This is a genomic window from Pseudomonas fluorescens, from assembly GCF_018614775.1.
GTDB classification, from domain to species: domain Bacteria; phylum Pseudomonadota; class Gammaproteobacteria; order Pseudomonadales; family Pseudomonadaceae; genus Aquipseudomonas; species Aquipseudomonas fluorescens_BY.
Genome location: NZ_JAGGOF010000101.1, coordinates 1 through 12639, shown reverse-complemented (window position 1 = coordinate 12639; position 12639 = coordinate 1). Strand labels below are relative to the sequence as shown.

Annotated in this window: 11 protein-coding genes; 4 read left to right on the top strand and 7 right to left on the bottom strand. The window is 62.2% G+C overall.

Translation table 11 applies throughout. The features are described 5' to 3' along the window. The first annotated feature begins 358 nt into the window (after positions 1-358). The gene (locus tag J7E36_RS22695) at positions 359-1009 is read left to right on the top strand and encodes a hypothetical protein (RefSeq protein ID WP_215008159.1); all 651 of its coding nucleotides are present in this window, start codon (positions 359-361) and stop codon (positions 1007-1009) included. A gap of 158 nt (positions 1010-1167) precedes the next feature. Here J7E36_RS22695 and J7E36_RS22690 read toward each other — a convergent pair whose 3' ends face one another. The 3 genes from J7E36_RS22690 to J7E36_RS22680 all read right to left on the bottom strand — a co-directional run bounded on the left by J7E36_RS22690 (position 1168) and on the right by J7E36_RS22680 (position 4794). Beyond that, the gene (locus J7E36_RS22690) at positions 1168-2697 is read right to left on the bottom strand and encodes a SulP family inorganic anion transporter (protein ID WP_215008157.1); all 1530 of its coding nucleotides are present in this window, start codon (positions 2695-2697) and stop codon (positions 1168-1170) included. 94 nt (positions 2698-2791) lie between these two features. Continuing rightward, positions 2792-3523, bottom strand: a complete 732-nt coding sequence (locus tag J7E36_RS22685; RefSeq protein WP_215008155.1) for a carbonic anhydrase — start codon at positions 3521-3523, stop codon at positions 2792-2794. A gap of 212 nt (positions 3524-3735) precedes the next feature. Next, the gene (locus J7E36_RS22680) at positions 3736-4794 is read right to left on the bottom strand and encodes a PA0069 family radical SAM protein (protein ID WP_215008153.1); all 1059 of its coding nucleotides are present in this window, start codon (positions 4792-4794) and stop codon (positions 3736-3738) included. 196 nt (positions 4795-4990) lie between these two features. Between J7E36_RS22680 and J7E36_RS22675 the strand changes: the two genes are divergently transcribed. Further along, positions 4991-5671 carry a phosphatase domain-containing protein gene (locus J7E36_RS22675; protein ID WP_215008151.1) on the top strand — a complete coding sequence of 227 codons (681 nt, stop codon included), beginning with the start codon at positions 4991-4993 and terminating at the stop codon, positions 5669-5671. Here the strand turns inward: J7E36_RS22675 and J7E36_RS22670 are convergent. The 3 genes from J7E36_RS22670 to prlC all read right to left on the bottom strand — a co-directional run bounded on the left by J7E36_RS22670 (position 5625) and on the right by prlC (position 10148). Beyond that, on the bottom strand, positions 5625-7664 hold the full coding sequence (locus J7E36_RS22670) for a M3 family metallopeptidase (RefSeq protein ID WP_215008149.1): 2040 nt from the start codon (positions 7662-7664) through the stop codon (positions 5625-5627). The genes J7E36_RS22675 and J7E36_RS22670 overlap by 47 nt on opposite strands. Before the next feature lie 130 nt (positions 7665-7794). Continuing rightward, entirely contained in the window at positions 7795-8073 is a 279-nt protein-coding gene (locus J7E36_RS22665) for a YheV family putative zinc ribbon protein (RefSeq protein ID WP_215008147.1), read from the bottom strand. Then, positions 8070-10148 (bottom strand): oligopeptidase A, encoded by a 2079-nt coding sequence (prlC, locus tag J7E36_RS22660; protein WP_215008145.1) that lies wholly within the window; start codon positions 10146-10148, stop codon positions 8070-8072. The genes J7E36_RS22665 and prlC overlap by 4 nt, the downstream gene beginning before the upstream one ends. Positions 10149-10220: 72 nt before the next feature. On the opposite strand from prlC, the gene J7E36_RS22655 reads away from it, so the two are divergent. Together J7E36_RS22655 and J7E36_RS22650 are read left to right on the top strand one after the other, a co-directional pair. Beyond that, positions 10221-10766 carry a gamma carbonic anhydrase family protein gene (locus tag J7E36_RS22655; RefSeq protein ID WP_215008143.1) on the top strand — a complete coding sequence of 182 codons (546 nt, stop codon included), beginning with the start codon at positions 10221-10223 and terminating at the stop codon, positions 10764-10766. Between the two features lie 59 nt (positions 10767-10825). After that, complete coding sequence (locus J7E36_RS22650) at positions 10826-11476, top strand: HAD family hydrolase (protein WP_215008141.1); 651 nt, start codon at positions 10826-10828, stop codon at positions 11474-11476. Between the two features lie 75 nt (positions 11477-11551). On the opposite strand, the gene J7E36_RS22645 is transcribed toward J7E36_RS22650, so the two are convergent. Continuing rightward, entirely contained in the window at positions 11552-12544 is a 993-nt protein-coding gene (locus tag J7E36_RS22645; protein WP_215008139.1) for an AraC family transcriptional regulator, read from the bottom strand. Positions 12545-12639 lie beyond the last annotated feature (95 nt).

The window sequence follows — 12639 nt, the reverse complement described above, 5'->3', positions numbered from 1 at the left end:
CTTGTTATCCCGTAGGCGTAACGCCTTCGGCAAGGGAGAGCGGCTACATCAGACTGCGAACTCGACCGCCGTGCCTTGCTGCCTATGCATCGGGTGTCATCAGCTAACTCCATTCCAAACCGAGTATAGACAGCGAGGGGAACCTCGCAACGCGATGGCGAAAATCGTTCTTGAAACACATTGGGCTTGCGCCAGAGCCTGCGAATGGAAAAGGATGCATGACCAGATGATGGCAAACCGATATAGCTGCGGCGTATCAAGGAAGAGCCAATTATGAAAAATAGGTCTTAGGAGTGTTTATTAGCCAGCTAAGTTATGTCTTCCCTATTTCATTGCCTTTAGTTTTCCTGGAGTTTCCATGAACACCGCCGCATTGCGCGAGCAGATCCAAAAAGCCCAACAGCACGAAGCCGAGACCGGCCAGTTGGCCCGTCAGTTGGAAGCCCAGTTACCGCATTTGCACCGCGCTATCCAATTGCCAGAGGCGAACGCCAACGACGTCCTGGCGCGTTTTGTTGCCGCCTATATCGATGAATTGCCCGACCTGCTGGATGCAGCCAATGAGGTCGCCAGGGAAGCGGGCATCGAGCCGCAGATCAAGCCGGTGTTGAAAATCGCCGAGCACTATTTCCTCCAGCCGCCGACGATCATGGCCGGCCATGTCGGGCTCGACAGCTTGCTGGACGAAGCCTATCTGGCCCACCGATTCGTCGAAGAGGTCAATGACCTGTACATCAAGCATTTCGGCCAGCCACTGATCCCCTTGGACATGACGGTCGCCAATCTGATTGCCCACCAGCTGATCGGCGAAGCCTTTGCCAACCAGCTCGACGAGGTGGTGCATCACGCCTTCGACGAGATGCTCAACGACGAGACGTTCGCCCTGGAGTCGGTAGAAACCTACCGCGAGAAGCTCAGCAGCCCGCAGACCGGCGCCGCCTGGAAGCGCTGGCCGTGCATGTCACGCCGCCTGGGCGTGGGGTTGGAGCTGGATCAACCGGTGGCGTGATCGGCAGTTCACAAACCCCACGTCCACCACAAAACCCTGTGGGAGCGAGCCTGCTCGCGATGCGGTAAATCAGCAAACGAAAATGTTGTCTGATACACCGCTATCGCGAGCAGGCTCGCTCCCACACTGGCTCGCTCCCACATTTGTTCACCAGGGGATCAGGAAGTCGCTGCACCCACCCCGACCGTCGTGCGCAACCGCCCCTCCAACCGACGCTTGAGCCCGTGGGATTCGATCACCAGCTTCGAGCCCTTGCTGGCATTCGCCCGGCCCCATTCTTCCAGCAACTCCAGGCACGAGTGGTCGATGTAGCTCAGGTTATTGAGCGGCACATGCACCGTTGTGCCTGCGGGGATGGTGCCCAGCACCTGGGTCAGCGCCGGCACCTTGAGGAAGGTGGCCGCTCCCACCAGGCGCAGTTCCATCTCACCGTCCTGAGGAAGGTCGACCAGGCTGATTTTCAGTCGTGAGGCTTTCCAGGCCAGTTTCGCCAGGGTCAGGCCGAAACCGATCAGCACGCCGGTCAGCAGGTCAGTGAAGATGATCGCCAAGGCCGTCGCGGCGTAGGTGAACATCGGCATCCGGCCATAACGGCCCAGGCCTCGAAAGGCCTTGAGGTCCACCAGTTTGAAACCGGTGTACACCAAGGCACCCGCCAGGCTCGCCACCGGAATGCTCTGCAGCACGCTGGACAGCACCAACACGAACAGCAACAGCCACAGGCCATGGAAAATCGTCGACATCCGCGTGGTGGCGCCGGCCTGGACGTTGGCCGAGCTGCGCACGATCACGCCGGTCATCGGCAAGGCGCCGAGCAGGCCGCAGAGCATGTTGCCGATCCCTTGGGCCGACAGTTCGCGGTCGAAGTCCGCACGTTCGCCGCTGTGCATGCGATCCACGGCCGCTGCCGACAGCAGGGTTTCGGCGCTGGCGATGAAGGCGACCGTCAAGGCCGCGACCAGCAACATGGGGTCAGCCAGGTTCAGCAAGTCTGCCGGGCTCAGCCAGTCGATGGCGTCGGCAAGGTTGTCCGGCACGTCCACGCGTTTGACCTGCAACGCCAACAGCAGGCTGGCGACGGTCGCCAGGCCGACGCCGAGCAGCGCGCCGGGTACGAAGCGCAGGCTGTGAGGGCGAAACTTTTCCCACAACCACATCACCGCAATCGTCGACAGGCCGAGCAGGCCGGCCTGCCAGCCGAAGGACGGCAAGGCCTGGGCCACCGCCGCCGGGAACGCCGCGAGATTATCCAGCCCGGATGGCTTGGGCGCCGCGTCGAGCATCACATGGACCTGGGACAGCACGATCAGCACGCCAATGCCCGCCAGCATCCCGTAGACCACCGCCGGCGCCGTCACCCGGAACCAGCAGCCCAGGCGAAAGCGCCCGGCCAGCAACTGCAACAGCCCCGCCAGCAGCAGGATCGGCCCGAGCATTGCCACGCCATGTTGGCGCACCAGTTCGAAGACCAGCACAGCCAATCCGGCGGCGGGGCCACTGACTTGCAATTTCGAGCCAGCGAGGAACCCCACCACCAGGCCACCGATGATGCCGGTGACCAGGCCTTTGGCGGGCGGCAGGCCCGACGCGATGGCAATGCCCATGCACAAGGGCAGCGCCACCAGGAACACAACCACCGAAGCCAGCAGCTCCCGTGGCAGAACAGCTTTTAATTGAGCAGCACGCATGGTGACTCTCCCGAAGTTTTCTTCAGGCATGGCAAGGCCCGACCGCTCGAAGAGCAGGCAGGGCTTGTCCACGCAAGGATGTATTTAGGAGCGGTTAGAAGCGCGCTTTGGGCGTTGCGACCGGAATCGGATGGCTGCCATCGAGCGGCAGGAAACAACCCCGGTCCGCGTCGAAGGCTTTGATCTCGCTGGTCTCGATGTTGTACACCCAGCCGTGGATGAACAACTGACCGCTGGCCATGCGCGAGGCCACCGAAGGGTGCGTGCGCAAATGCTGCAACTGCGCGATCACGTTCTCTTCGGTGAGGATGGGCATGGTTTGTTTTTCGTCGCCGCACGGGCAGTTGTCGTGGACCATGGTCTTGGCCACTTCGGCGTGGCGCAGCCAGGCTTTGACCGTGGGCATTTTTTCCAGGGTGTCCGGGTTGAGCACCGCACGCATGGCGCCGCAATCGGAATGGCCGCAGACAATGATGTGCTGCACGCCGAGGGCCAGCACGGCATATTCGATGGCGGTGGAAACACCGCCGTTCATCTGCCCGTAGGGCGGCACGACGTTGCCGACGTTGCGGGTGACGAACAGGTCGCCGGGGGAGCTGTGGGTGATCAGTTCGGGCACGATGCGCGAATCGGCGCAGGTGATGAACATCGCCCGGGGTGATTGGGCGGTGGCGAGTTTCTTGAAGAGCTCTTCCTGCTGAGGAAAGATCTCATGATGGAAATGCAAAAAGCCGTCAACAATATGCCGCAGCGCTGCATCGGCGGTTTCCGCCTCGGGTTGGGCTGAAGCCGACGCAGCCAACGGCTGTTTATCCTTGTCACTCATGATTCATCCTCTTTGCTGTTACGCCAGTGGCTGGTTAAAAAACGTCCAGGTCGATGTGTCCGCCCCGTCAGTCACTCGATGAACAAGGTAGCGGCCGAAACTTAACTCAAACTGAATCGAAGGCTCTAGGACGTAGATTACGAAGCATAAACAAAGGGGTCCAAGCGCTTGCGCCCATCGCTGTTCACACACCAATCTAAGGTCAACCGTAGTTAAATCAAAGACATCTGTCGCCCCGGCGGACAAAAGGCGTCGCAATCGAGCGTGTAACCTTCGCGCCGATCCAGTCCCAGGCGCTTGATCGCCTTGGTGAAGCGCTGGGCCAGCAGGTCGGCGAAGGGGCCTTCGCCGCGCATGCGTTTGCCGAACTGGCTGTCGTACAACTCGCCGCCGCGGCTCTGGCGGACCAGGCTCAGCACATGGGCAGCGCGTTGCGGGTAGTGCGCCTGCAACCATTCTTCGAACAGCGGCGCCACTTCCAAGGGCAGGCGCAACATGATGTAGGAAGCGGTCTGGGCGCCAGCGGCATGGGCCTCGGCCAGCAGGGCCTCGATCTCGCTGTCGTTGATCATCGGGATCATCGGTGCACACAACACGCCCACCGGGATCCCCGCCTCGCGCATCACCTTGATCGCCCGCAAGCGCGCCTTGGGCGCCGCCGCCCGCGGTTCGAGAATACGCTTGAGTTCGTCGTCCAGGGTGGTGAGGCTGATCATCACCGCCACCAGGCGTTGCCGGGCCAGTTCGGTCAGCAGGTCCAGGTCCCGCAGGATCAGCGAGCCCTTGGTCACGATGGTGACCGGGTGACGGTAACGCAGCAGCACTTCCAGAATCCGGCGGGTGATGCGTTGTTCGCGTTCGATCGGCTGGTAAGGGTCGGTATTGGAGCCCAGGTTGATCGGTGCGCATTGATAGCCGCGCTTGGACAGCTGTTGCTCCAGCACATCGGCGGCGTTGCTCTTGGCGATCAGCCGGGTTTCGAAATCCAGCCCCGGCGACATGTCCCAATACGCATGGCTGGGCCTTGCATAGCAGTAGATGCAGCCGTGTTCACAGCCCCGATAAGGGTTGATCGAGCGATCGAAAGGGATGTCCGGCGAGGTGTTGCGGGTGATGATGCTCTTTGCCGTCTCGAAGCGCACTTCAGTGCCTTGGGACGGCGGTACTTCCTGGTACCAACCGTCATCTTCGACCACCGAGCGACTCGGCGCGAAGCGGTTGTGCGGGTTGGCAGCGGTGCCACGGCCGCGCGGCGGAAGGGAAGCTGACATGAGGAATACTCCGATGCTGTATGTGCATACAGTATAGCCTGCACTCAATGACAACCAGTGCCGTTCAGCAGCCCGAGCGGCACTGGATGAAAGCGCAGCGCAATTCACAACACTTTGACGTCCTTGTTACAGGTTTTTAACCGACACGAGCCGAAACTGACCAGCTCGAACTCTCTTTTTTCCCGGTCGTCCGTGCATGCTCAAGCTCTGCTCTCGTTCCCTGTGTTGCCTGGCCTTGCTGATCGGGCTGGCCGAGTCACCCGCCCAGGCGGCTGATGCCGAGCCGACGAGGCCCACTGAATGGGCCCAGCCCGTGGAAAAGGACTACAACCTTTACCAGATGTCGCCCACGCTTTACCGCAGCTCCTTGCCAGACAGCGGCGCCTTGCCCTTGCTGACAAAGCTCAAGATCGGCACGGTCATTACCTTCCTGCCGCAGTCGGATGCCCCGTGGCTCTCCGCCCCCGACATCGAGCAAGTACGCCTGCCTTATCGCACCAACCATGTCGACGACAGCGACATCCTCCGGGCCTTGCGTGCGGTCCAGGCCGCCGAAGCCAAGGGCCCGGTGCTGATGCACTGCAAGCACGGTTCGGACCGCACCGGGCTGGTGGCCGCCATGTACCGGGTGGTCGTGCAGGGCTGGAGCAAAGAGGACGCCTTGAACGAAATGACCGAAGGCGGCTTCGGTGACAGCCATCACTTCAAGGACGGGGTTCGCTACATGATGCAGGCCAACGTCGAGAAACTCCGCCAGGCATTGGCGAATGGCGATTGCAGCACCAGTGTGTTCGCGCTTTGCTCCCTGGAAAGCTGGGTCAATTCGACCACTACGGCCACTCACCTGGATCCGAAGGCTGCCCTGCCAGCGCACTGATCGGTGGCGTGCCTGAAAAGGCCGCGATGGATTCGGCCAACGGTCGCCCGTCACCCGGCGCAAAAACGCTGTCGCGCAACGCGCGGCCTGTTGCCGGGTTGAACAGCCCGTCGCGCCTGAAACGCTGAAATACCCTGATGGCCAATGCCCTTGACCAGAGATAGGCGTAGATCCTCGCGTCATAACCGGTCACCAGGTAATCCAGCCCGTTGGGCCAGCGTTCGTTCCCGGCCACCGGCAGATGGCCCACCTGTTCGCTGGCCTGATCAAAGACCTGCTGGACGCTCCGTCCGTCGCCGCGGGTACGGTGCAGTTCAAGATCGAACAGCGCATTGCGCAGCAGCACGGCGCTCTCCCAACTCGCCTGGGTCTTGGCAAAGGTCAGCAATTGAGCGGCAACCTTGTCAGGCATCGTCTCCCCCGTCTGGTAATGCCTTGATACCCGCACCAGGCATTGCCTGGAGAAGCACCATTGCTCGAACAACACCCCGGCAAACTCGGCGGTGTCGCGGGACAGGCCGCTGATGCCGGAAACGTCGCGATACTCCGCGTGGGTCAGGACATGCTGCAAACAATGGCCAAATTCATGGAACAGGACGCGCAGTTGCAGGTGATCGAGCAAGACCGGGTCTGGCCCCGCGCTGCGTGGCAACCAGGCATGCAGCGTGGCGACGGGGTGCCGGGGGCGTCCTTCAGCCGTGATGTGACGGTTGCGCAGGGTGGTGGTATGGGGATAACCGTCCCGGTTGGCATCGGCGAACGGGTCGAAATAAATATAGCCAATGACTGCTCCCCACTCGCGGACCTCAAAAAGTCGCACGTCCGGGTGCCAGGTCGCTGGATCCGGGCGCTCGACAAAGCTCACCCCGAACAGCTCGGTCGCCATTTGCAACAGCTGTGAAAAGGTTGATTCCAGTTCAAACCAGACGCTCAGCGCTTCCCTGGAAGCACCGGCCGCCTGCTGGCGCAGTTGATTGGCCAGGTACGGGTAGTCCCAGGGCTGGAGTTCGCTGAAACCTTGCTGCGCGGCAAAGGCCTTGAGCTGATCGGTGTCCCGCTTGAAAACGCCGCGCTGTCGGTCGAGCTGTGTCTGCAGGAAGGCCAGGACCTCCCCGGTAGAAGCGGCTTGCTCTGGCTCGATCGCCAGTTGGGCAAAGTCCGCATAGCCCAGGGAGGTGGCGTACTGATGACGGTCATCGAGCAATTGCCTGAGCAGGTCGCCGTTGTCGAATTGCCCTGCGTGCGGGCCCTTATCCGATGCTCGCGTGCTGTAGGCCTCATACATTTGCTGGCGCAGGAGACGGTCGTCAGCGCATTGAGTGACGATGCCAAACGCTTCCTCGCTGAGCGTCAGTAGCCATCCCGAGCGCCCGGCGGCGCGCGCCTGGCGGGCCATCTGTTGCTTGAACCGCGCAGGCAGGCCGCTCAACCGGGCTTCATCATCAAACACCTTGCGCCAGGCCTGGTTGGCCATTCGCAGGTTTTCCAGGAATAACCCCTGGACCTCCTGGATGCGCAACTTCAGCAGGCTAAGGTCTGCCGACAGGCCTTGCGTCGCGCCGTTCTGGTGGAACTCGCGCAGGATCTTCTTCAGGGTCCGTCTGCGCACCGGTGCGAAATGCTCGGCGATCGGGCTGTCTGCCAAGCGCTGGTAAAGCGTGAACAGGGTGGGGTGTTGTTTCAGCGACGCCTGGAAATCATGCAGCCGTTCACTGCAATCCAGTGAAGCCTGTGCCCAGGCGTCCCCGCTCCGGGTCGTGGTCAGAAGGTGCAGCAGATACCCGAAACCCTCCAGGCGTGTATGGACTTCATCCATGGCCAACACGAGGTCGTCCCAGGTGGGAAAAGGCGTCTGGGTCTTGATGATTGCGGTCACTTGGTCGCGGCTTTCAGCAAGGATCCGGTCGAGGGCCGGTGAGAAATGCCGGGCCTTGATCTGTGGAAACGGGGGCAGGTCATAGGCCTGCAGCAGCGGGTTGTCAGCGTCGGGCATGGGGGCCTTCCTGTCAGTCTGGACGTGATGACCAGTCTGCGAAGGTAAGGCTCATGCCGGGCGGTAAATATGTATCGCCTGCGGGGTATCGCTTCCGGGCCGGGCGGCCCGGAAGGTGATGCCAAAGATTTCAGTCGGTTTTCTTCTTCAACTTCGGGTTGGGGAAAAACTGCACGGCCTGAACCTTGGCGTCCGGCACTTTGGGCGCCGACGTGTTGACCCGGGTGCCCAGTTCCTTGGGCACCGACAGGCCTTGCTCGTTGAGCGTGTCGCAATAACCGCAGGCTACGCACTCACGGTGCGGCACGCCATCTTCGTTCCACATCATCAACTTGTCCGGTTCACTGCACGCCGGGCAGACCGCTCCGGCGATGAAGCGTCGCTTGGTGATCACAGGCCCCTCGCTCATGCTGCTGCGTCCTCGGTCAGGCCGCTGTGGCGCAAGAGTGCGTCAATCGATGGCTCGCGGCCACGGAAGTCGACGAACAGCACCATCGGCTCCTGGGAGCCGCCACGGGCCAAAATCGCTTCGCGGAACGCGCGGCCGGTGTCGGCGTTGAGCACGCCATCTTCTTCGAACCTGGAGAACGCATCGGCCGACAGCACTTCCGCCCATTTGTAGCTGTAGTAGCCCGCCGCATAGCCGCCGGCGAAGATGTGCGCAAAGCTGTTCGGGAAGCGGTTGTAGGCCGGTGGACGCATGACCGACACCTCGTCGCGCACGCCTTCAAGCACTTGCAGCACGCTGCGGCCGTCGCCGTGGGTGGCATGCAGTTCGAAGTCGAACAGCGAGAACTCCAGCTGGCGGACCATCATCAGGCCGGACTGGAAGTTTTTCGCCGCGAGCATTTTTTCCAGCAGGTCCTGGGGCAGCGGTTCGCCGGTTTCGTAGTGGCCGGAGATCAGCGCCAGGCCTTCGGGTTCCCAGCACCAGTTCTCCATGAACTGGCTCGGCAGCTCCACGGCATCCCAGGCCACGCCGTTGATGCCGGACACGCCGGCATGTTCGACACGGGTCAGCAAGTGGTGCAGGCCGTGGCCGAATTCGTGGAACAGGGTGGTGACTTCGTCGTGGGTCAGCAGCGCCGGCTTGCCGCTGTCGGCTGGGGTGAAGTTGCACACCAGGTTCGCCACCGGGCTTTGCAGCACGCCGTCAACGGTGCGCCGACGGTCACGGGCACCGTCCATCCAGGCGCCGCCGCGCTTGTTGGCGCGGGCATAGAGGTCGAAGAAGAAACGCCCGACGTGCTGGCCGTTCTCCTTGATCTCGAACAGGCGCACGTCCGGGTGCCAGGCGTCGAAGCCTTTCAGCTCGGCGATCTCGATGCCGTAGAGGCGTTGCACGATGGCGAACAGGCCACCCAGCACTTTGTCGATCGGGAAGTACGCGCGCAGGGCTTCCTGGGCGACGCTGTAGCGCTGCTGGCGCAGTTTTTCGCCGTAGAAGCCGCTGTCCCAGCTTTGCAGGTCGGGGCAGCCCTGTTCGGCGGCGAAGGCTTTGAGCTGTTCCAGGTCCAGCGCCGCGAACGGTTTGCTGCGCTTGGCCAGGTCCCGCAGGAAACCGAGCACCTGATCACTGGACTCAGCCATCTTGGTCGCCAGGCTCAACTCGGCGAAATTGGCGAAACCGAGCAACTGGGCCAGTTCCTGGCGCAGGTCGAGGATTTGTTCCATGACCGGGCCGTTGTCGTTCTGGCCGGCATTCGGGCCCTGGTCCGACGCTCGCGTGCAGTAGGCGGCGTAGACTTCTTCACGCAGGGCGCGGTCCTCGGCGTAGGTCATCACCGCGTAGTAGCTGGGGAATTCCAGGTTGATCAGCCAGCCGTCCAACTCTTTGGCCTGGGCCGAAGCGGCCATTTGCGCCTTGGCCGAATCGGTCAGGCCGGCGAGGGCGGCATCAAAGGTGACGTGCTTGGTCCAGGCCTGGGTGGCGTCGAGCAATTGGTTGGAGAAGCGGCTGCCCAGCTCGGATAACTTGCTTTGCACCTCGGCGTAGCGCTTTTGCTGCTCGGGCGGTAGATCGATGCCCGACAGGCGGAAGTCGCGCAGGGAATGTTCGAGGATGGTTTTTTGCGCGACGTCGAAACCGGCGGCCTCGGGGCTGTTCGCCAAGGCTTCGAACGCCTGGAACAGTTCGCGGTTCTGCCCCAGCTCGGTGGAATAGGCACTCAATGCCGGCAGGCAGGCCTCGTAGGCCTCGCGCAGTTCCGGGCTGTTACGCACGGCATTCAAATGGCTGACCGGGCTCCAGGCGGCGCCCAGGCGATCATTGAGTTCGTCCATCGCCAGCACCAGGCCAGCCCAGGTCGGCTGTTGCCCTTGGCTTTTGAGGATTTGCGCAATGGCAGCGCGGTTGTCAGCCAGGATCTGCTCGATGGCCGGTTGCACATGCTCGGCACGAATCGCCGAGAATGGCGGCAGGTCATAGGATTGCAAAAGAGGGTTGTTCACGCTCACGGTTGGTACCTTGGCTGGAAGAAACATCGGCCCATCTTAATTACAATCGACGTCCACCGCAGCTAGCAGCGACTATCAGCCAAAAAGAGAGAGCCTATCGTGACCCTTCGCACGTACCAGAATCACCGCCCACAGCTGGCCCCGGGCGCTTTCGTCGACAGCACTGCGGTGGTGATCGGCGACGTCGAGATCGGTGAAGACAGCTCCGTCTGGCCGCTGACGGTCATTCGCGGCGACATGCACCGCATCCGCATCGGCGCCCGCACCAGCGTGCAGGACGGCTGCGTGCTGCACATCACCCACGCCGGGCCATTCAACCCCGATGGCTTCCCGTTGCTGATCGGCGACGACGTGACCATCGCCCACAAGGTCATGCTCCATGGCTGCGCCGTGGGCAGCCGGGTGCTGATCGGCATGGGCAGCATCGTCATGGACGGCGCGGTGGTCGAGGACGACGTGATCATCGGCGCCGGCAGCCTGGTACCGCCGGGCAAGCGGCTGGAGAGCGGCTTCCTGTATGTCGGCAGCCCGGTGAAACAGGCCCGGCCACTGACCGACAAGGAACGCGCGTTCTTCACCTACAGCGCGGCGAACTACGTGAAGCTCAAGGATCTGCACCTGGCTGAAGGGTATGACCAGGTCTGAAACGTCTGCTTAAGGGCGCCGGACCGTTGAGTGAACTGCATGACCACCCAGGAGCTTTCATGCGCTACCAAACCATCCTGTTCGACCTCGACGGCACCCTCACCGACCCGCGTGAGGGCATCACCCGTTCGATCCAGTTCGCCCTGGGTCGATTGGGCATCGACGAGCCCGACCTGACCCGTCTCGAACATTTCATCGGCCCGCCGCTGCTGCAGGCGTTCATGCAGTTCTATGACTTCGACGAAGCGAAGGCCTGGGAAGCGGTGAATTTCTACCGCGAACGTTTCAAAGTCACCGGGCTGTACGAAAACCGGGTCTTCGAGGGGGTGATGCCGTTGCTGGAAACCCTGGGCGCTCAAGGTCGACAGCTGTACATCGCCACCTCCAAGCCCTGGGTCTTCGCCCGGGAAATCGCCCGCCACTTCGACTTCGCCCGTCATTTCAAGGTGATCTACGGCAGCGAACTGGACGGCACCCGCACCAACAAAGTCGAACTGATCGCCCACCTGCTGGCCGAAGAAGGCCTCGACCCGGCCAGCACCCTGATGATCGGCGACCGCAAGCACGACCTGATCGGCGCCCGCAGCAATGGGCTGGATGCAGCAGCGGTGGGGTATGGGTTTGGCAGCTACGAGGAACTCGACTCCGAGAGCCCGGCGTATCACTTCCAGACGGTGGAGGAGCTGCACCGGGCATTTCTGCGGGGGTAGGTCTGAGTGCCTTGGATCTCCAAGGCGTCCCAGACTGGAACAGGTAGGCGATCCGTGGTGGCTATGGTGAAGGGGTCATGGCCGGAACTGACTCGGCGCCACGCCGCTCCAGCGCACGAAGGCGTGGCGGAAGCTGGCGGTTTCGCTGAAGCCGAGTATTTCGGCGATCCGATAGATCGGCAGTTGGTCTTCGCACAGCATCTGCTTGGCCCGTTCGAAGCGCAGTTCGTCCAGCAGCTCCTGGTAGCTGCAACCCAGCTCCTTGAGGTGCCGACGCAAGGTCCGCGCCGAGCAGTTCATCTGCTCGGCCAGGTTTTCCAGCCCGGGGGCGGTGTCAAGCTGTGCGCTGAGCAACTGGCGAATCCGTCCCAGCCAGGCCTGGCGCCCGGTGAACTCGGTGTTCTGCCGACGGCAGCGCTCGGCCATGGCGTGGTGGGTGATGGGGTCGGCCAGCGGTAGCGGTTGATCGAGCCAGTGGCGGTCGAAGGCGAAGGCATTGTCGATGCTGTCGAAGCGCACCGGGCAATCGAAGTGCGCGCCATAACGTGCCTGGTAATCGGGCGCGCAATGCTCGAAGCGCGCTGCACGCAAGGGCAGGGCATGGCCGAGCAGGTCGTTGCAGATGACTTTCAGCGAAACCATGCAGAACTCGGCGTTGAACACCGCCAGGGCCGGGTTCTCCCGATAATCGCTGGCGCTGAGCCAGATGCACTCGCCCGCGTCTTCCAGGTTCAGCTCGAAGAGTGTTCCCAATAGCGCCGGATAGCGCAGCGCCAGGCGCAGAGCGTCACCTAAGGTGGCACTGGTGAGCAGCGCGTAGCCGAGCATGCCGTAGGACGACACGTGCATGTTGTGCCCCAGTTCCAGGCCAATGTCGCGCTTGAGGGCCACGGCGTTGGCGCAGACCTGCATTTCCTGGTTGGTGGTGATGCGTGTGTCGGCCCGGCTCAGGTCCTGCGTGCAGATGCCGCTGCCGGCGAGCAGTGCATCACTGGGCAGCCCTTCATGCTTGAAGGCATCGAGCACCAGGGAGACGGCGTTGAGGGTGGTGAGGTGGGAATGAAGCATGTCCGTTTCCAGCCAGGGGAGGCTGTAAATGGAGCAAGTTGTGTGCCGGGTGAAGATCGCCCGATTTACACATAATCCCTGTGGGAGGTCCCGCC